This is a genomic window from Natronincola peptidivorans (genome assembly GCF_900111615.1).
Lineage (GTDB): Bacteria > Bacillota > Clostridia > Peptostreptococcales > Natronincolaceae > Natronincola_A > Natronincola_A peptidivorans.
The window spans coordinates 1-19,922 of record NZ_FOHU01000025.1 but is presented as its reverse complement, the minus strand read 5'-3'; the positions used below and the strand labels follow the sequence as shown (position 1 = coordinate 19,922).

The 19,922-nt window shown below is 37.1% G+C and carries 22 protein-coding genes and 1 riboswitch; of the genes, 14 read left to right on the top strand and 8 right to left on the bottom strand.

Annotated elements, in window-relative coordinates; translation table 11 throughout:
• Window positions 1-214: 214 nt before the first annotated feature.
• Both BMX10_RS16205 and BMX10_RS16200 read right to left on the bottom strand, forming a co-directional pair.
• Window positions 215-1,573, bottom strand: coding sequence for an MATE family efflux transporter (locus BMX10_RS16205; RefSeq protein ID WP_090446601.1), 1,359 nt, complete (start codon window positions 1,571-1,573; stop codon window positions 215-217).
• A 28-nt stretch (window positions 1,574-1,601) separates the two neighbouring features.
• Complete coding sequence (locus tag BMX10_RS16200) at window positions 1,602-2,051, bottom strand: MarR family winged helix-turn-helix transcriptional regulator (RefSeq protein WP_090446599.1); 450 nt, start codon at window positions 2,049-2,051, stop codon at window positions 1,602-1,604.
• Window positions 2,052-2,354: 303 nt separating this feature from the next.
• Between BMX10_RS16200 and BMX10_RS16195 the strand changes: the two genes are divergently transcribed.
• A complete protein-coding gene (locus BMX10_RS16195) occupies window positions 2,355-4,127 on the top strand; it encodes a lytic transglycosylase domain-containing protein (RefSeq protein WP_090446596.1) in 1,773 nt (590 codons plus the stop codon).
• Between the two features lie 17 nt (window positions 4,128-4,144).
• Here BMX10_RS16195 and BMX10_RS16190 read toward each other — a convergent pair whose 3' ends face one another.
• On the bottom strand, window positions 4,145-4,759 hold the full coding sequence (locus BMX10_RS16190; RefSeq protein ID WP_090446594.1) for a DNA-3-methyladenine glycosylase: 615 nt from the start codon (window positions 4,757-4,759) through the stop codon (window positions 4,145-4,147).
• A gap of 372 nt (window positions 4,760-5,131) precedes the next feature.
• Here BMX10_RS16190 and yedE point away from each other — a divergent pair, with 372 nt between their 5' ends.
• From yedE to BMX10_RS16175, 3 genes are read left to right on the top strand one after another with little or no spacing between them, the layout of a single operon-like run.
• Window positions 5,132-6,238, top strand: coding sequence for a YedE family putative selenium transporter (yedE, locus tag BMX10_RS16185; RefSeq protein WP_090446592.1), 1,107 nt, complete (start codon window positions 5,132-5,134; stop codon window positions 6,236-6,238).
• Window positions 6,231-6,443, top strand: coding sequence for a sulfurtransferase TusA family protein (locus BMX10_RS16180; protein ID WP_090446590.1), 213 nt, complete (start codon window positions 6,231-6,233; stop codon window positions 6,441-6,443). The genes yedE and BMX10_RS16180 overlap by 8 nt, the downstream gene beginning before the upstream one ends.
• Window positions 6,444-6,728: a putative Se/S carrier protein gene (locus tag BMX10_RS16175; protein ID WP_244272753.1), complete on the top strand. Its 285-nt coding sequence runs from the start codon at window positions 6,444-6,446 to the stop codon at window positions 6,726-6,728. It abuts the gene before it with no gap.
• A 98-nt stretch (window positions 6,729-6,826) separates the two neighbouring features.
• On the opposite strand, the gene BMX10_RS16170 is transcribed toward BMX10_RS16175, so the two are convergent.
• From BMX10_RS16170 to BMX10_RS16160, 3 genes are all read right to left on the bottom strand, one after another.
• A complete protein-coding gene (locus BMX10_RS16170; protein ID WP_090446586.1) occupies window positions 6,827-7,699 on the bottom strand; it encodes a radical SAM protein in 873 nt (290 codons plus the stop codon).
• Between the two features lie 250 nt (window positions 7,700-7,949).
• On the bottom strand, window positions 7,950-10,100 hold the full coding sequence (gene feoB / locus BMX10_RS16165; protein WP_090446584.1) for a ferrous iron transport protein B: 2,151 nt from the start codon (window positions 10,098-10,100) through the stop codon (window positions 7,950-7,952).
• 16 nt (window positions 10,101-10,116) lie between these two features.
• Entirely contained in the window at window positions 10,117-10,362 is a 246-nt protein-coding gene (locus tag BMX10_RS16160) for a FeoA family protein (RefSeq protein ID WP_090446582.1), read from the bottom strand.
• A gap of 144 nt (window positions 10,363-10,506) precedes the next feature.
• Between BMX10_RS16160 and BMX10_RS16155 the strand changes: the two genes are divergently transcribed.
• The 8 genes from BMX10_RS16155 (at window position 10,507) to BMX10_RS16120 (ending at window position 15,883) form a co-directional block, all read left to right on the top strand.
• Window positions 10,507-10,989 (top strand): metal-dependent transcriptional regulator, encoded by a 483-nt coding sequence (locus BMX10_RS16155; protein ID WP_090446580.1) that lies wholly within the window; start codon window positions 10,507-10,509, stop codon window positions 10,987-10,989.
• 170 nt (window positions 10,990-11,159) lie between these two features.
• Window positions 11,160-11,280: riboswitch (molybdenum cofactor riboswitch) on the top strand.
• Between the two features lie 182 nt (window positions 11,281-11,462).
• Complete coding sequence (locus tag BMX10_RS16150; protein ID WP_090446578.1) at window positions 11,463-12,368, top strand: ABC transporter substrate-binding protein; 906 nt, start codon at window positions 11,463-11,465, stop codon at window positions 12,366-12,368.
• Window positions 12,369-12,388: 20 nt separating this feature from the next.
• Complete coding sequence (locus BMX10_RS16145; protein WP_090446575.1) at window positions 12,389-13,078, top strand: ABC transporter permease; 690 nt, start codon at window positions 12,389-12,391, stop codon at window positions 13,076-13,078.
• Window positions 13,079-13,080: 2 nt separating this feature from the next.
• On the top strand, window positions 13,081-13,794 hold the full coding sequence (locus BMX10_RS16140; RefSeq protein ID WP_244272752.1) for an ATP-binding cassette domain-containing protein: 714 nt from the start codon (window positions 13,081-13,083) through the stop codon (window positions 13,792-13,794).
• A 159-nt stretch (window positions 13,795-13,953) separates the two neighbouring features.
• The gene (locus BMX10_RS16135) at window positions 13,954-14,145 is read left to right on the top strand and encodes a PspC domain-containing protein (RefSeq protein WP_090446573.1); all 192 of its coding nucleotides are present in this window, start codon (window positions 13,954-13,956) and stop codon (window positions 14,143-14,145) included.
• A 34-nt stretch (window positions 14,146-14,179) separates the two neighbouring features.
• Complete coding sequence (locus BMX10_RS16130; RefSeq protein ID WP_090446571.1) at window positions 14,180-14,608, top strand: PspC domain-containing protein; 429 nt, start codon at window positions 14,180-14,182, stop codon at window positions 14,606-14,608.
• A complete protein-coding gene (locus BMX10_RS16125) occupies window positions 14,605-15,498 on the top strand; it encodes a LiaI-LiaF-like domain-containing protein (RefSeq protein ID WP_090446569.1) in 894 nt (297 codons plus the stop codon). Before BMX10_RS16130 ends, BMX10_RS16125 begins: the two co-directional genes overlap by 4 nt.
• Before the next feature lie 64 nt (window positions 15,499-15,562).
• A complete protein-coding gene (locus BMX10_RS16120) occupies window positions 15,563-15,883 on the top strand; it encodes a YbjQ family protein (RefSeq protein WP_090446567.1) in 321 nt (106 codons plus the stop codon).
• Window positions 15,884-16,065: 182 nt separating this feature from the next.
• Here the strand turns inward: BMX10_RS16120 and BMX10_RS16115 are convergent, their stop codons facing one another.
• Window positions 16,066-17,421: a hypothetical protein gene (locus BMX10_RS16115; RefSeq protein WP_090446565.1), complete on the bottom strand. Its 1,356-nt coding sequence runs from the start codon at window positions 17,419-17,421 to the stop codon at window positions 16,066-16,068.
• Window positions 17,422-17,621: 200 nt separating this feature from the next.
• Here BMX10_RS16115 and BMX10_RS16110 point away from each other — a divergent pair, with 200 nt between their 5' ends.
• Together BMX10_RS16110 and BMX10_RS16105 are read left to right on the top strand one after the other, a co-directional pair.
• Window positions 17,622-18,749 carry a ParM/StbA family protein gene (locus BMX10_RS16110; RefSeq protein WP_090446563.1) on the top strand — a complete coding sequence of 376 codons (1,128 nt, stop codon included), beginning with the start codon at window positions 17,622-17,624 and terminating at the stop codon, window positions 18,747-18,749.
• A gap of 16 nt (window positions 18,750-18,765) precedes the next feature.
• On the top strand, window positions 18,766-19,587 hold the full coding sequence (locus tag BMX10_RS16105) for a hypothetical protein (RefSeq protein WP_090446561.1): 822 nt from the start codon (window positions 18,766-18,768) through the stop codon (window positions 19,585-19,587).
• Window positions 19,588-19,690: 103 nt separating this feature from the next.
• Here BMX10_RS16105 and BMX10_RS16100 read toward each other — a convergent pair.
• Window positions 19,691-19,922: IS3 family transposase (locus BMX10_RS16100; protein WP_139176486.1), on the bottom strand; the 232-nt coding region annotated here is incomplete at its 5' end.

Here is a 19,922-nt window from a genome sequence, read left to right as displayed (position 1 = left end):
TCAAATGTACCAATAAGTCTTCTATTTTTTACCATATTTTTGGTAAAGACCTAGAAAACATCTCAGCAGCTTCATTATTTTATTGGGAGGAAAAATCAATACTGGTTATTATGTTAAAGGATTTTTTCATAAAAGGATAGCTCCTCCCAAGTCAACTGCATAGTTTCAATGGGAGGAGCTTCATGGACTGACTGATGATTCTACTTTCTATCCTCTAGGTTGCTTCACCATGCTGTCTTTCTATGATCTTCATTTCCTTCTTCATTAGCATTACTGTAAAGATTGTTGCCAGCACATCTGATAGTGGAAATGTTATCCATATTCCTAATAATCCTAATCCATAAATCCTTGGTAGAATCAGTACCAGCGGAATAAAAAATAGCACTTGTCTAGAAAGGGTTAAAAATAGGGAAGGGATGGCTTTGCCAATAGATTGAAATAAAGCTGCTCCAATAATTTGTACCCCTACAACCGGTATCATAGAGATAACAATCCGCAGGGCATAAACTCCATTTTCTATTAACGCTGGATCATTGTCAAACATTCTTATAATAAATCTAGGGAAAAGCTCGCCAAATAAAGTGCCTACTGATGCCAATATGGTGGTAGCCATAATGGATAGCTTTACTGTTTCCTTTACCCTATCAATTCTATTGGCACCATAATTATAGCCTACGATTGGCTGCATCCCTTGAACAACGCCGAACAGTGGCATAAATAAGAACATGATTACCCGTTGAACAACACCATAGACAGATACAGCTAATTCTCCACCATAAAAAGCAAGAGAATTATTCAATATGATGGCCATGACACTCCCCGCCACCTGTCTAGCAAAGGAAGGAAAACCAACTGCCATGATATCGTAAAGTATTTTCCAGTCTGGTTTTAAATGATGCAGCTTTACTTTTATTGTACTTTGCTTTCCGAAAATATAAACCAACACATAGATTAAAGAAATAAACTGAGATATTATGGTAGCTAAAGCAGCTCCCCTTATTCCCATATTTAATGGAAAAATAAATATATAATCCAAGATAATATTTGAAATAGCTCCAATCATCATGGTAAACATAGCTGCTTTTGCGTTTCCTTCTGCACGTATTAGACTATTGCTGGAGACGACAAAGGGAAAGTAGATACTTCCTAATAAAATCACCTGTAAATACTCTCTAGCATAGGGAAGTAATATATCCGTAGCGCCAAACATTCTTAATATTGGATTTATAAAAAGCAATCCTATCACGCATATAAGTATCCCAAAGAAGGTAACTGCTATAAAGGAGTTTCCTGCTACATGATTGGCTCTGTCGCTATTTTTAGCTCCAAGATTTCGTGAAATAACAGAGGCTGCTCCTATCCCTACCATCTGTGCCACCGCCATGATGATCATCTGGATAGGAAATGCGATGGTCAAGCCTCCTATTGCAAGATAGCCAATACCTTGCCCTATAAAAATTGTATCTACTATATTGTATAATGAATTTACTAGCATCCCTACCGTAGCTGGCAGAGACAGATTCATCAGTAATTTTGTAATCTTTTGGCTCTCCAATCTATGATTCTTTTCCATTGTGTTTCACCGCTTTCTATCATTGACACTAGTCTTCTGAATTTTCTTTTGTATATACCATTGCACTATTCACCATTTTTTCCAGTATTTTATACAGCACCTCTTTTTCATCTTGATTTAGATCCTTCACATAATTATCTGTCAATGAAGTCAAGGTGCGATATAATACAGGTTGTATTTCTCTAGCCTTATCTGTAATAAAAACATTGTAGGCTCTTCGATCCTCTGCGTTTATTCTCCTGGTGACATATCCAGCCTTTTCTAGTTTATCTATTGCTCTTGCTGTAGTTCCCTTATCTATCATCAACTGATTAGACAAATCCTCCTGACTAATCCCATCCTGTTCGAATAGCACCATCAGATAGGCGTATTGCCCCCTACCTATATTATAGGCCTTCGTTTGACTGACAATATAGGATTGAGCTTGACGATAAAGAATCGCTATATATTTACCCACTGATTTATGGTTTTTATTCATCTCATCATCTCCATATTCATAGTTCTGTACGCAACTATTAGTATTGTACACCCAAATTAGTTGTTGGTGCAACTAATTTATAGTTGCTATATTGCTTACGAAGGATTTAATAGCTCTTGAATTTTTAGATTAAAATCACTTTCTCTCTATTTAAACGGTAGGTATCATGAAGCTTTCCATTGAAAAAGCAAGCTCTATATCAGGCTAAAATTACCAATCATTTTAAAGTGATACTCTAACAAGGATTTTTGGTCTTCATGTAGAAATTTATAAATAGATTGCATTTAAGGGGGATTTTTGTCAGTGAAAAAACTCATTTGGACACTTGTGTTTTTATTATTTTTCTTAACTTTATTCATTTTAGTTCAGGTATTTCCCCTAGGAACTACCCTTGTTGAGGAGCACACAGAAGCAAATACTTATCTGCAGTATCCTGCCAGTACAATAGAAAAGCTGGACTTCCTTGAAATGTTAAGAAAAGATTCAACAGAAGCTGGTGAGAAGACGCTAAAAGCTTTAGCAGAGGAAGTTACTGCCATAGGTTATATGGCGAATCTTGTCTTGGCAGAAAAGTATGAAGAAAAGGGAGAAGACCCCGTAGCATTTTATCAAAGAGCCTTAGAGCTGTATGAAACGAAAGCTATACAGCTAAAGCTGGCAGAGGCACTTCATTTAAGAGGTGATTCCCAGGAGGCAATGGAAATCTATGTAAGGCTTATGCCAGACGATGGAGCTATGCATACAATGATTCAAATGGATATAGAAGATTCTGTCATGGTGGATATCCTTTTGGAAGGCAACCATCTGGATACTGCCCTTTATTATATAGAAGAGGTTATTTCTGATATCAGCAAAAAGGATTTGAGTAAGGAGCATGCTCTTGCATTGGCACGCTATGGTGATTATAATCATGCTTTAAGTCTGATGGAGGAAATAATGGAGACAAGCCTACAAGATTCTGATTTTAGATGGTGGTATGGTCGCAGCCTTGAAGCTGTTGGTAGAAAAAATGAAGCCATGGAAATCTATAAGGGTATAGGAAAAGCTGGAGCCTACCGCTTAGGGATTTTACTAGAGGAAATGGGACAGGTAGAGGAAGCAGCTGCAGCCTTTATACAAAGTGATTTACCTATCTCCCGTTGGAGAGGGGCAAGGATTCTAGACAATATAGGAAAGCATGAAGAAGCATTCAAGGTTTATGTGGAATTAACGCAGGAAGAAAGTTCCTATCAGGAGGATGCAGCTTATCGTGCTTATGTTCTTCAAAACCAGTTAAACAAGCCGATCGATCATCAATTGCTTAAGGTTTTGGAGGATTCCCCAGCATGGATGAAGTCATTAGGAAAAGAACCAAGCTGGCAGATGCTTGATGATGTCACCCCTCAACATCCAGTATTTCTAGATATTGTTCAAGAATATGAAGCTGCTGAAGAATATCAGATGGCAGCAATAGAGCAGGCAATAGGGGAAAAATACGCAACCAATGAAGAAAAGCTTGGTTTAGGATATTGGTATCAGCAACAGAGAGATTATTTTATGGCTGTAAGATGGGGCATAAGAGCTCTCAGAGAAAAACCCAGTCCTCAAGCCTATCAGTTAACCTATCAAAAGCCCTTTGAAAAGGAAGTTTTGGCTGCTGCTGAGGAGTTTCAAATAGACCCCTACTTGATTTGGGCTGTCATGAGGGAAGAGAGTCACTATCGTCCAGATGTCTTCTCCTGGGCAGGTGCACAGGGATTGATGCAGATTATGCCGGCAACAGGAGCCGACATCGCCAGCAGGCTAAAGACCAGCTATGCTGATAAAGATATGCTGGATCCGGAAAAAAATATACGCTTTGGAGCTTTTTACCTTCGTTCCATGCTGGATATGTTTTCAGGAGATTTGGATAAAGCCCTGGCGGCCTATAATGGTGGTCCTGGTAATGTTAGAAAATGGAGCATGACTTCAATAGGAGCAACCCCAGAGGGATTTCCTACCTCCATTGTCTTTATGGAAACAAGGCAATATATTACAAAGGTAAAAAATTCATACTATACTTATCTATGGCTTTATCATACTGATGAAGGCGAATAGAAGCAGAAAGGCCTTATTTACTTTTTAGAAACATACAAATTGTCCTTGATATAGTATCTCCAAGGGAAAGCAATAGCCTCCTCTGCATAGCCTATATTGATCCTCGTTGTTTCTACGATATCGAAGCTGAAGTTTTCTTCAGCTTCTTTTATATACAAATGATTGCCGCAAAGATCCATTTCATTATTTGCCTTCGTAATACTCATAGCTATACATAGCTTTCCTGGGCCATTACTTAAATTAATCATTTGCTTTTTAGATATTTCTTCTATCCCCTTTTTATATCTATTGTTCACCATTTTTTCTATTCCCTCTAAAGGCTCAACACCCCTTACCAAAACAGCTGCTGCCTTACCTTCTTCTTCTGTTACAGCATTAAAACAATAATACATCCCATATATAAGGTAAACATAAGCCGTTCCCGGAGGAGCATAAAGTACTTTTGTTCGATTAGTTACTTTATTATTGTAGGCATGACAGGCTTTATCTATTTCTCCTATATAGGCTTCTACCTCCACAATTCTACTGACTAAATTTTCTCCTCCGACATGATGTACCAGCTCTTTCCCTAATAAATCCTTTGCAACATCTAATGTAGGTCTATTATAAAAATCCTTTGCCAGCTTTACCATCAACCGTTTCCCCCTCTGTATAAATCCTAATTATTTCTATTTATTAGGTTTTCTTGCTGTAGTTGCGCCTTTTGTATCAATCTGTTTCATATCCTTACCAATTTTCCCTGACCTATTTTTCTCTCGCTTTCCTTTACCTGGTACCTTCACTATCCTCCACCTCCTATTATTATAGTATAAACAAAGCTATTTGTCCTATACAATGAAATCCTATCTAACAGCTGTATAGATTTATCAACCTGTATTATAGAATTTCTCTATACAATTTCATTTTCCTATCAAAAAGTTTAATTGTTAAATGAATCACTAGATTATTATAATATAGCTAGATCATTATATTATTATTAAGAAATTAATTAGGAGGTTTGATGAATGAAGGACGGCAAAGGAAAAATCATTGCATCAGGTGGATTAGTTGGAATCTTAGCAGCTTTGCTGGTGAAGTTTGGGAATCCCGTTAACATGGGGATATGTGTAGCATGCTTTTTTAGGGATATTGCTGGAGGCTTAGGCTTACATAGGGCTGCGGTAGTACAATATCTCCGACCAGAAGTACCTGGCTTTATTTTAGGTGCTTTTGGTATGGCAAAGGCAAAGGGAGAGTTTAAACCAAGAGGGGGTTCTTCACCACTACTCCGTTTTATTTTAGGATTTTTCTTAATGATTGGCGCCTTAGTATTCCTTGGATGCCCATTAAGGATGATTTTACGTCTTGCAAATGGTGATCTTAATGCATTATTAGGTTTATTTGGATATGTAGCAGGGATTTGGGTAGGTATTCAGTTCTTAAAGCAAGGATTTAGCTTAGGAAAAAGCATAAAGCAGCCAGCTGTTTCTGGTTACACTATGCCGGTCTTTGGAGTCGCAATTTTATTATTATTATTAGCTGCTCCCGCCTTTATCTTTTTTAGCGAAAGTGGTCCTGGTTCTATGGCGGCTCCAATTCTACTAGCCTTAGGTGCTGGTTTAGCAGTAGGTGCTGTTTTGCAACGGACAAGACTTTGTACTGCTGGAGGTATTAGAGATATTATCTTAATTAAGGATTATCATTATCTTTGGGGACTTATCGGTATATTTGTATTTGCACTTATAGGAAATCTACTTTTTAATTTTGAAACCTTCAAAATAGGCTTTACAGATCAACCTATAGCTCATAATGATCATCTTTGGAACTTTTTAGGTATGGCTTTAGCTGGCATCGCAGCTGCTCTATTAGGCGGCTGTCCATTAAGACAATCCATTTTAGCTGGTGAAGGAGATACGGATGCCGCTGTAACCATTTTAGGATTAACAGCGGGTGCAGCCTTTGCCCATAATTTTGGTCTGGCAGCCAGTCCTGCTGGTGCTACTCTAAACGGTAAAGTAGCTGTTGTTATTGGAATAATCGTAGTGCTAGCCATTGGCTATGGTGTAGTGAAATCTGTTGCCCAAAAGGCTAGTGAAGGAAAAGCTAAAGGAGGTATCAGTGCAAATGTCTAATATCGTTGATGCAAGAGGAAGATCCTGTCCTGAACCTGTAGTAATGACAGGTCAGGCAGTTGCTGCCTATAATGGTGAGACCATAGAAGTATTAGTAGACTCTATGGTGGCGGTAGAAAATATTAAACGTTTTGCAGGAAGTAAGGGGTTTGAGGTAGAAGTAAAGGAGAATGATGAAGAGTATTCTTTACTAATCAAGAAATAGGTGATATTTTTGAAAGACTTTTATTGTGTGCTAACCTTTCACACCACCCATCATGCATTAAATACAGAAAAGGTTTTAAAAGAAAAAAATATACCCGTTAAACTCATGCCTGTTCCTAGGCAAGTTAGCTCCAGCTGCGGCATCGCAGCAGAATTCCCCTGTGAATCAAGGGAAAAAATATTGAAGCTTTGTAAAGAGTATCATATTGAGTTTGATGATGTGCATCAAATACAAAATGATAAAAAAAGCAACTGGTTTGCTAAATGGATAAGTACAAGTAAGTAAACCCAAAAGAGCATAGGAGAAATCTCAATTTCTCCTATGCTCTTTTATTATGTTCCAAGTACAGCTTCTATCTCTCTTGTTGCCTACTGTACTGATTTTTATAGTCGTCTTAAGTCCTCGTATTTAAACATGTCATCATCATAATTTAGAGCTTCTTCTATCTCCATTAGAAGTCTTTCTCTATCCTTGGATAGTGTTCCGGCTAAGGCTATATAATTGGAAGCATGATTGCTTCTAAAGACGCAGTTGTCTACTTCTAGATTTTCTATAAGCAGCTTGGTCTCCATCATCACCTCCTGAGGGTTGAGTAATTGAAAGCTACCCTCTTGGATTTCCTTATGTATTTCAGTGTTTGACTGTACCAATAAAGTCAACAAACCTAAATAATGGGGGTTGATTGCATTTATGACTTCTGCTGAGGCTTTAGCATGATCCTTCCATAGGGCCTTCCCTCCTATACCGGATATGAGGGTAATGGATAGCTTGATTCCTGATTCTATCAATTTCTTTCCTGCTTCTATCATTTCCTTTGCAGTGGCACCTTTTTTTATGGCTGTCAATACTTCATCACTGCCGGATTCTACTCCTAAATAAGCCATGGCCAGCCCATGCTGATGAAGCTCCTTTAACTCCTCAAGACTCTTTCTCAAGATATCCTTAGGACTACTATAAATCCCCACTCTTTCACATTCTGGAAACAGTTCCTTTATTTTTTCTAAAATTCTCTTTAAATCCTGAGTTTTCAGCACCAATGCATTGCCATCCGCTAGAAATATTCGTTTTACCTCTGGGTAGTTTTTTCTAGCAGCTTCTAAATCCTCTATGATTTCCGTCATTTTTCTAACACGAAAGTTTTTGTCTTTATACATACTGCAAAAAGTACATTGGTTATGGGAACAGCCTATGGTTACTTGAATAATAAGGCTGTAGGCTTCACTGGGAGGTCTATATACACTTCCTTCATATCTCATATCCCCACTCCTCTCTACTGTTTATAGGATATTCCTTAATATACCATGATTATACTTAATCTCCAGCTGTATTTCAAATCCTTATTCATTTTGAGTATTTATTGGTTAGCGCTTTTATCTATAGATATAAAATGAATAATAACAATTTTTAAGGAGGATGAGGTTTTAATACTGAAAATGGGTGAAGATGTATATGAGTAAAATTACATAAAAAAAGAAGTAAGCAATAATGCCTACTTCTTTTTTATGTTTATACCAATCCTAACAATCTAACAGTTTGGGCTACAACAAAGCAGACAATGATTCCTGCTGCTGTAGGTATCATAAAGGAAGCAAAGGTCCATTTAAAGCTTTGGGTCTCCTTCCTTATGGTTAAGAGTGCAGTACCACAGGGGAAATGCATCAGGGTAAAAATCATGACACATACTGCTGTCAGCCAAGTCCAGCCGTTAGCAACTAAAAGTTCTCTTAGGGCCTCCAAGCTGTCTAATTCTAGCATAGCGCCAGTGGCCAGATAGCTCATAACAATAATAGGAATGACTATTTCGTTGGCTGGCAGTCCTAATATAAAGGCCATAATGATATAACCATCCATACCAATCAACCGGGCAAAGGGATCTAAGAAGGCTGCTCCATGATCTAGTATGCTTATATCCCCTATAAAGACATTTGCCATAATCCATATGATAACCCCTGCAGGAGCCGCTACCATTATGGCTCTACCTAGGACGAATAGTGTTCTATCAAAGATAGACCGAACAATAACTCTTCCTATCTGTGGTTTTCTATAGGGTGGTAGTTCTAATGTAAAAGAGGATGGCAGCCCTTTTAAGATAGTTTTAGATAATATTTTAGATACAACTAAGGTGCTAATAACCCCCAGGATAATGACCCCCAATACCGCAGATGTAGCTAGTAAGGATTGAGTAAATCCTGCAGCTGTTCCACCTATGAATATAACAGCCATGGAAATCAAAATTGGAAATCTACCATTACAGGGAACAAAATTATTGGTAATGGTAGCTATGAGTCTCTCTCGTGGTGAATCAATGATTCTACAGGCAATAACTCCGGCGGCATTACATCCAAATCCCATACACATGGTTAATGCTTGCTTTCCATGGGCACAGGCCTTTTTAAAAAAACTATCCATGTTAAAGGCCACACGAGGCAGGTAACCTAAATCCTCCAGCAGTGTAAATAATGGGAAGAAGATTGCCATAGGAGGCAGCATTACAGCTATAACCCAAGACAAGGTTCTATAGACCCCTAATACCAATATACCATGAAGCCATTCAGGTGCTCCTAATCCTAAAACAAAGCTTGATATAGGTACCTCCATAGCAGAAAAGAAGGCAGCTAAGGCTCCTGCTGGATATTCTGCTCCTTCTAAGGTAATCCAAAACACTATTCCCAGCAAAGCAATCATGATAGGAATACCAAATATCCTAGAGGTCAGTACATCATCAATTTTTCTATCCATTTGATTGTATTTTTCATTTTTTATCTTGGTAACTTTTTTGTGTATTTCTTCAGATTGCTTCACAATGGATGAAACAATACGATCCTGTACTTCCTGTTGCTTTAAATTTTTTTCTTGTAAAAAATCTTCTATTTCCTCTAAGCAATGATCTAAATCCTTTGTGTCCAATAGATGTTTCTTTAAGAACATACTCAAGGATTCTCGTATACTGTTATCTCCATTTAACAGCTGTATTGCTACCCAGCGACTATTGATTTGCTCCTCCACCACTTTTTCTATCTTGCTTTCAATGGTTTTAAGTATTTCTTCTAGTTCTTCTCCATACTGGATTTTTAAAGGACTTAATTCCATGTCTCCTGCTGCAACCTGATGAACAGTATTCTTCAGCTCCTCCAATCCTACACCATCCCTAGCATTGGTTCCCACTACAGGAATACCTAAAATACTAGATAGCCTTTGTAAATCAACCTCTATACCCTTTCGTTTCGCTTCATCCATCAGATTTACACAGAGAACAACTTCCTTTGTTATTTCTAGTATTTGTAATACCAAAATCAAGTTTCTCTCTAAGCATGTGGCATCCGTCACCACAACAGTGGCATGGGGTTTGCCAAAGCAGATAAAATCTCTAGCTACCTCCTCCTCTACTGAATTTGCCAGCAGTGAGTAGGTCCCAGGTAAATCCACTAACACAAATTTTTTGTCTTTGTGACTATACCTTCCCTGTGCATTGGTAACGGTTTTTCCAGGCCAATTGCCAGTGTGTTGATTCATGCCTGTCAAGCTATTAAATACAGTGCTTTTTCCAGTATTGGGATTGCCAGCTAAGGCAACTACCTTTTCATCAGGGGTGTTTAGCTGTACATTAAACATTTCATTAAGTACCTGTTTTCCTGTCGACTGATGCGTAAGTCCCACAATCTATCCCTCCTATTTAGCTTTCAATTGCCTCTACCAGAATCTTTGATGCCTCATCTGAACGTAGAGCAATAACTGTGCCTCTTATTTCGTAAGCTATAGGGTCACCAGAAGGACTTTTTCTAAGGGATTCCACCTTTGTATCTGCAATCAAACCTAAATCCAGCATTCTCCTTCTAGCAATTCCATCAGAAACCAACTCTTTTACCTTTGCAAAACCGCCTATTGGTAATACATTTAATGGCATGATATTTTTTTCCATCAATAAAACCTCCCTGTCAAGAATAATGTTAGTCACCGGAAAGAAATCTTCCTACCATCAATATATGCAAATAATCTAAATGTGGCACGAATATAATGGTAAAAAGATATACTATTTTAATACAATATAAAGGTGTGGTTTTGTATGAGTAGTAAAGAAAAGTATCGTACAGTTAGAGGCTACGAACTATTAAAACGAGATGAAAAGCTGCTGACCCATAGTATGGAGGACTATCTAGAAATGATTTATCGAAATATTTTGCAGGATGGGTATGTGAGAATGAATGTCCTGGCGCAACAATTAAATGTCCAGGTTTCCTCTGCTACCAAAATGGTGCAGAAGCTTACGAAGCTAGGCCTATTGGATTATGAAAAATACGGTATTATACATTTGACGGATAAGGGTAAGGAAGTAGGCAGTTTTCTTTATCATAGGCATAATATTATCCTTGGATTTCTAAAGCTTTTAGGGGTTGAGGATAGAATCCTCACCAATACTGAAATGATGGAGCACGGTATTAATGTCAATGTGTTAAAGTATATTGATCTAATGAACAAATTTTTCGACAGCCATCCTGACATAAAGGAAGAATTTGAAACCTTTAAAGAGAATTATAATAACAGCTAGCGCCCCAGCCACAGGGAAGCCAGGGAAGCCACGGGGACGTTTCGTTTGTCATGTCCCTCTCAAGGCAGATGTATTCATGTTCTACAGGACATTGTTTCTACAAAATTCACACAAAACTCTGTTAATTTGTTGACATTCCTTGCAAAATCTATTAAACTATTATTAATATGAAAATTTCATATCTCCGAGCCTAACCTCCTAAAGAGTTGATTACTTTATGGAGACTAGGCCAGGGTATAATTGGAAACAATTATGCCTCCCATTGTGGAAAGGAGTTCTATAAAAACAGCTATTGCTGTTGTTTATAGCACCAATGCCTTCCTAAGGCATTTTTTTTCGGTGATTATTCCTACTCCTTCCCTGTTTGAAGGTCTTTTTTATTTTATAGGAAGAAGAAGGTGAATTGATAAGATTAAACGGCTACATACAACATAATGTTTATTTAACACAAAATTTGAAACGGGGGATGCAAAATGTTTTTTAAGAAAAGTAAAGCTTTATCCATTACGGTTTTTATGTTAATATTAATGTTAATATTTGTGGGATGTTCACAACCTCAGGAGGCAGCTGCGCCAGAAGCACCTGCTGAAGAAACAGTTTCTGAAGAAAATACAACACCTGAAATTGAAAATAAAACCCTACTTTTATCCACCACCACCAGTACAGAAAATAGTGGATTGCTGGATGCTATCCTTCCGGTATTCACCAGAGATACAGGTATTGAAGTCATGGTAGTAGCTGTAGGAACAGGACAAGCTCTGCAGATGGGTAGAGATGGAGATGCAGATGTTCTATTGGTTCATGCTAAAGCTTCTGAGGAAGATTTTGTGGCAGAAGGTCATGGTATCGAGAGATTTGAAGTGATGTACAATGATTTTGTATTACTGGGACCTTTAGATGATCCAGCTGATGTTGCAGCCAATGCTCCAAACGATATACTCGAAGCTTTAAAGCTTGTTTATGAAAATGAAGCAAACTTCGTTTCTAGAGGAGATGATTCCGGTACCCATAAAATGGAGCTAAGCCTTTGGGATGAGTTAGACCTAGCACCATCAGGCAGCTGGTATGCAGAGGCTGGACAAAGCATGGGGGCCGTTCTCCAGATGACAGATGAGCTGTTGGGTTATACCTTAACGGATAGAGCAACCTATTTATCCATGCGGACTGATTTAGATTTGAAAATTGTAACAGAGGGCGATAACAAGCTCTTTAATCAATATGGTATAATAGCAGTAAATCCAGATAAAAATGATAAAATAAATGCACCAGCTGCTGACCTCTTTATTCAATGGATGTTATCTGATAAGGGGCAGCAATTAATCGGAGAATTTGGCAAGGATACCTTTGGAGATTCATTATTTATACCAAATGCAAAGTAGCTAGATAGGGGGAAATCAAGGTGGAGGCAATACTAGACGGATTTAAAAAGGCTATAGAATTATTATTTTCATTGGATGCAGAAATATATCATATCATCCTATTATCCATTTTTGTTTCTCTGGCCTCCACCTTAATTTCCACTTTATTTGCAGTACCCATAGGCATCATTGTTGGGACGAAAAATTTTCCTTTAAAAAGATTGGTGGTTCGCTTTATTTATACCATGATGAGTCTTCCTCCTGTGATTGTGGGTCTAGTAGTTTTTCTATTTATCGCTAGACGCGGACCTTTTGGCTACCTAGGTATTGTTTTCACACCGACTGCCATGATTATAGCGCAAATAATCTTGGTTACCCCCATCATCACGGGTATCGTCTATAATGGTACCAAGGAAAAGGGAGAGGAAATCAAAAGATTGGCCAAAACACTGGGGGCCAACAGACTGGAAACCTTGTTTCTCCTCATCAAGGAGCTTCGTATAAATATTTTTACTGGGATTGTATCAGGATATGGCAGAGCCATCTCAGAGGTGGGGGCTGTTATGATTGTAGGTGGTAATATCAGAGGTCATACAAGAGTGATGACCACCGCCATTGCCATGCTGCGAAATCAAGGGGATTATGCCATGGCGATAGCAATCGGACTCGTACTGTTATTCTTATCTTTTATTATTAACTCTCTACTTTATAATTTTCAACAGGGTGATTAACTATGATGAATCTAACAATAAAAAATCTAACAAAATACTATAATAAACAATGTGTTCTAAGTATAGATGCCTTTACTATTGAGAGAAGCTCCTTTTTAGGAATCATCGGGCCCAATGGAGCTGGAAAAAGCACCTTGGTCAAGATGTTAGCTGGACTTGAAACCCCCTCCTCAGGAGAAATTCTATATGAAAAATCTTTAATAAGTCCTCCCATCTATAAAAGTATGACAATGGTTTTTCAAAAACCCTATCTGTTAAGAACCTCCGTCTTTAATAATATAGCTTATCCTCTAAAAATAAGAAAGCTAAATCCTAAAGCTATAGACAAAAAAGTAAATCATTTAATAGTAGAGATGGGAATTGAAAGTATTAAGAATCAAAATGCTTGGACCCTTTCTGGTGGAGAAGCTCAAAAGGTAGCTTTGGCCCGTGCCATTATTTTTGAACCCGCCCTACTTATATTGGACGAGCCTACTGCCAATATTGATCCTGCCTCCATCTTAACGATGGAAAAGACCATCAATAAATTTTATCAACAGAGTGCTCCTAGTATCATTATCGTTACCCATAACATCCAGCAGGCAAAACGCTTGTGTAAAGAAATAGCTTTTATGCATCAAGGAAAGATAGTTGAGTTTGGAAAAAGCAGTGATATGATTCATCATCCTAGTAACCCATTAACAAAAAACTTTATTGAAGGTGAAATCATTTTATAAACTACCACATATGCTACTGTGGTTTTTTTTTGCATATTATGGTAGTAAAAAATTAAATATGTTGAAAATATCTAAAATTTTAATGTTACTCTAATGTAAAAACTAGGATTATATGTTATCATAAAACATATAACACTACTTCAAAAGGGGAGATTTATCATGTCAAAAAAACTATATCTTTCAGAAACTGACAAAAAATTGGCCGGTGTGTGTGGTGGTATAGCGGAGTATTTTGATATCGACCCAACCTTAGTTCGACTAGGATGGGTGGTCTTTAGTTTAGCCGGCGGGGCTGGAGTGCTGGGATATATTATATCTGCTCTCATTATACCCCGAAAATCTGATTACTAAATAAGTTGCATATAAAGGAGGAAATAAAGGCTTTATGAATAAGAAAATATATTTGTCTGATAGAGACAAAAAAATATCCGGTGTTTGTGGCGGTATTGGAGAGTATTTTGATGTAGACTCTACTCTCATAAGATTGGCTTGGGTGCTTTTTGCTGTATTTGGAGGAACTGGTATAATTGCTTATATTATTGCTGCCATTATCATGCCAAAAAGATCTACCTATAGAAGCTCTTCACCGGAAAATGATGATGCATATGTAGAGAGAGATTATACTGAGAACTCAGAGGAAAACAATGACAATAATAGGCTGCTGCTAGGACTTATACTGATTGGTGTTGGAGTTTTTTTCTTTACAAGAAATTTCTTTCCCCAGTTCCCTTGGTATTGGTTTCGAATGAGACAGCTATGGCCTGGTTTGTTGATTGTTTTAGGTATCTTTACAATTATTAATGGAAGGAAGTGATTCCTATTAATATTGAAAAGCTGACGGATGGTATTTTATTGATTGGAATTGGCATCCTTTTTCTATTAAGCAATCTAGGTATTATTCATTGGTCTATTTGGGGTGCTATCATAAATCTATGGCCTCTTATTTTAATTATTATAGGAACCAATATCCTATTAAAAAATAAACCCTTGGTTGTGGCAGCTACTTGGATATTATTTTTTGCTATTCTTGTTACCTATGGCTTTCTATTTCAGGAAAAACACGAGGAAAGAAGCATTGCAGCCAATGAAGTATTTTCTGTAATAAAGACTGAGGAAACCACCCATGGAAAAGCAAGCCTCAATATTGGTGGAACAAATCTCAATATTACTTCTGATGGCCGTCATTTGATTCACGCTTCTATCAACCCTAGCCTTATAAAAAGTGATCTTCAGTTTAGAAATAATAAACAAGAGGCAGTCCTACGCTTTGATACGATAAAATCTTCAGTAAGTCATATAGGCTCCTCTTCTGAGCATTATACTTTTAAGTTGAATGATACTATGATTTGGCAGGTTGATGCTAAGGTTGGAGCTGTTTCTGGAGACTTGGACTTTTCTTCATTGCTGATAGAAAAGCTGGATTTATCTGTTGGCGCGGGGAATCTTCATTTAATTTTTGGTGATCTTCATGAAAAATCCGATATTAAAATCAGTGCAGGTGCTTCTAATATTGACATCCTTCTTCCAGAGGATGCTGGTGTAAAACTAAAACTAAATGGCCTTGTTAGTAAAGGCAATGTGGAATCCTTGGGCTGGCAAAAAATTGATGACTTTTATTATTCTCCTGCCTACCATACAGCAGAATCTAAGCTGCACTTTGATATCTCCATGGGAGTAGGCAGACTGAATGTTGATTTAAAATAATGTACCTAAATATATGATTGTATTTTGGAAGCATGGGCATTCTAATCTAAAAAGGAGTGATTAAATGATTATTTGCAATACTCCAGAAGTACCTGGAAAAGAGGTTGTCGAGATACTAGGACTAGTAAAGGGCAATACCATTCGTGCTAAACATATTGGCAAGGACCTTATGTCAGGCTTACGACAAATCGTCGGAGGAGAACTTAAGGAGTATACTCAAATGCTGGATGAAGCTAGAGAGGCAGCTCTGCAGCTGATGACACAGGAGGCGCAGAAGCTGGGTGCTGATGCCATCGTCAATATTAGATTTTCCACCTCTGCTGTTATGCAGGGAGCAGCAGAGATTATGGTTTATGGTACTGCTGTTAAGTTAAAGACCAAGTAGGTATACAATAATTAAACAGCGAAATTGAAGGTAATTGTCTTATAAGATTCAATGCAAAAGAAAACCTAGAATCTTATATATCGTATAAGACAATATATAAGATTCTAGGTTTTCTCAACAATGAAGAAGATGGGGGAGTTCCTCAGTAGGATTATCAGATAGAATAAATCTATCTGTTTTTTTCAATATTTTTGTAAATTTTTAGGTGTATCAAAATACTTGATAGACTGTGCCAGGGTGACTAGACTAGTGATATGCTTATGAAAAGAATGATAGGTTCTTTGAGCGTATTGGTGCTGCTTTATTCCTCCCACACAGGCTTTAAAGCCTTCAATAATATCCATATCCTCTAATTCAACATAGCTTATATTGTTTATATATTTATACAGATAATCAATATTCTTTTTGTAGCTATAGGCAGCATTATGAACAATACTGCTTTTGGTGGATATGTGATTGATTATTGCCCGCATGGTCTTGGTATGATAGGGGATTTCAAAGGTTTTGCTATTTAGATCTACCAAAGGAATCAATTCTTTATTCTTGCTTGTTTTAAAAATCATTTTCTCCTCGATATTCTTTAGACTATAGGAACACCTTATGATTTTGTTGTAAATCAAGGCTATATTCGGGTTGTTATTGATGCCCTTTTCTGCGAAGGTTAATAAAATGTGTTTTGTAACATTAATCTTTGTTGGCATAAAATCGTGTACAATAAATATCTTTTCACCCAATCTAAATAAATCACCAGCATGATTCAGCACCTTCAAGTCAGCATTTATAAACACATAGTCATAAGCATCCGTTAATGCTTCAATAGTTTTTGTTAAATCCTTTCTATCTTTACTATCCTTCAGAATACTATGAGAAGCATAGTACACATCTACTCGTCCATCATGCTTACTCTTTAACTTTTTTTTCGAGCTTCCATTTCTAAAAGGTTTCTTCTCTAAGGATCGGACATTGGGAAAATAGTTCATCAGCTTACAGCTTTCAGTCAAATCAATTAATCCAATGCTGCCACCCTTTTCATTGCATAATTCCGTTAGGGCCGAAATGATGGAGGTTTTGCCAGTATTACCGGGACCTATAAAAAAAAACAAGTTTTTAATACGCTTCATCCAAGACTTCTCTTCTTTCTCTTTAAAGGATTGAGGAATTTTATTGATGATTTCTAGCTCAATCAATCGGTTTCTTTCAAGACGTTGTAAAAGCACTATACATGCCTTGATATTATCGTCAGATGATGAAGTGTCATGGATTAGCTTTACATATATATCCACTTTTTTCGGTAAAAGATGATTAAACAATTCAAATACTATATCTGTCACATTATTATCAGAAACATCTATAATCACATCATATTGTTGCGCTTCCCCTATATTTCTAATACTATTTATTCCCATACAGTTATACAGGGCTTCCTTCTGTCGATTATATTGTTGCATATAGTTGTTGTAATAGTTTAATGAGGATACACCTGTAGTGATGATGCATCTTTTCAAGCTATTTGTGCTGCCCTCGACAATAATCTCCATAATGCCCCTCCCTTCATACGCAAATGTCAAAAAATTAGTATATATAATTGAAAATATCACCTATTGGAGAAAAATTCAATAAATTGTAAAAATTTGTGACTTTTGACCTATAGGATAATTATGGGTATATAAGATATATTTTACATAAGCATAAGGTTAGAAAGGATAGATTTTCTAAACGATATAAGGGAGGACTGCTCATGAAAAATAAGATTAGGATGTATGTAGACGGTGGTAATAGACTAACCAAAATAATGGAGGAAGCCAAAAAGCCCTTCAGCTTCCCTACGATTTTATCAGAGCCTGGAGAAGAACTGGATTATGGTACAAGCTTTGACTTGTTTGAGCTGCAACCATCTAAAGTAGAAATTGATTTTAACAACCTACTGGTTGAAGTCATCAAGGATGGAGAATCTTTGGGTAAAAAGCTTGTGGGAAAGGCTGCTGAGAACAGAGGGGTTCTGATAAGAGATCGAAATCGATATGCAAGGAAGTCGAATGATGAGGTTATTTTGTTCTGCTTATTAACAGGAATTGCCTCTAATCTTCTTAAGTACGACAAAAACCAACAAGCCATCGATATAACCATCAACCAACCTTTAGTAGAATATGTAGCTACACAGAAAAACTCATCCAATCTATATGGTGATAAATTGAAGGGTAATGTTAGAGTTTTGTATTATAACATACATAATACAACAGAGGTTTTACAAGAGATTGCCTATGATATTGAAAGTGTTGTTCTTTGTCCTGAAGGTATAGCAACATTTTTTCATTATGCCGTTAATGAAAATGGTACAGTAAAGGAAGATTCTACCCAGGATAAGAAGACAATTGTCTTTGATGTTGGATCAGGACAAATAAATATAGCTGCTTTTGATGGTCTTAAAACAGTGGGAGTAAACACCTTTGAAAAAGGTATGTTAGATTGTTATGAAAAGATTTCTATGATGCTCTATAACAATTATAGAGAAAAGCTGGATAGAAAGCCTTATACCTATGATATCGATAATATGATTCGTTATAATAATAAGGTTTTGAGGGTGAAAAAAGGTGAAGGTATTAATACTACGGATATTGTAGAAAATGTATTTGACAGCTTTGCTTATGAGTTAAGCAAGGATTTTAGAGAGTTTGTAAAAAATAAGTTTATCGGCAACTGTGACATAGCTATCTTCTGTGGAGGAGGAAGCGAGATACTCTTCCCTTATTTAGATCATTATCTTGGAAGTGATTTTGTTTGTGTGAAAAATGATACCAGTGAATATCACAATGTTATTGGAAGTATGTATTATAGAATCTATAAAGATGCAGCCAGTAACCTTTAAAGGGTAGGTGTTAAATATGCTAATCAAGGTTTCAGAAAAGCCCATTCTATCTATTGATGATGGTAAAATGTTTGGTACTTTAAAGGGCCTTATCTTGTATGAAAATCGATTGAGCTTTTTGTATTGTAGAGCTGAAGAAAGATACTTGTATATACCGGTGGAGCATGCTATTTTAAATCAGGATGCAGTATTGTTAAAGAAAAACTATGCTGATACCTTGCTTTCTACTTCATCAGAAACAGCTATATACACACAAACTGGCGAAAAAATAGGTCTTCTAGACTCCGTAGAGTTGGATGATGATTTTTATGTAACAGCTATCAAAACCCAGGATACCGTTATCCAGAAGGACAGCATCCTCTCTATGGGCAACATTATTGTTGTGGATCTAAAGAAAGATAAAGTTAAGCCTCAGTTATCAGCTGTGACACCACAGGAAAAGGATCAGTTGGGCTATATCAATACTGAGTTATCCCTGCCACAGGATGCCCCAGCTGAGGACCCATCAGATTCTGAAGAAGAGGAAGCTTCCTCAAATCATTTGACCCAAGAGGAACCTTTAGAGGAAGTGCCAGAAAAGCCGGATGAAGAAGCTTGTCAGGAAGCAGCTGCAACTGAGGATGCTATCGAATCCATCAATACAGCCTTTATGGTGGATGACCATATCAGCAGTGATATAGATCCTAGATACCACTATCTATGCGGGAAAAAACTGCTGGATGGTATCGAAATCGCAGGCACACATTATGCAATAGACACAGTCATTGATGCTGAACTGATACAATTTGCTTTAGATAATAATGCCATTGTAAAAGTCATCATGAATGCTGAAGATTAAAACAAATAGAGTTGCCCCATCTTCTCTATTTCTTTAAAAACCCAGCCCCTTACGTATTGAACTGCCCCCTGTCAAGTAGACAGTGGAAATAATAAAAACACAATTAAGCGACTAGACGCCTATATTCCATTGGGCTCTGGTCGTTTAATTTTTCTTGTAATCTCTCATAATTATAGAAATACATGTACTCGTTAATAGCATCATTTAACTCTTCAAAAGTTTTATAGCTTTTTAAATAATACTTTTCGCATTTTATTATTCCAAAGAATCCTTCCATCGGACCATTATCGATGCACTTTCCAACCCTAGACATACTCTGGGTTATTTTAGCTTCA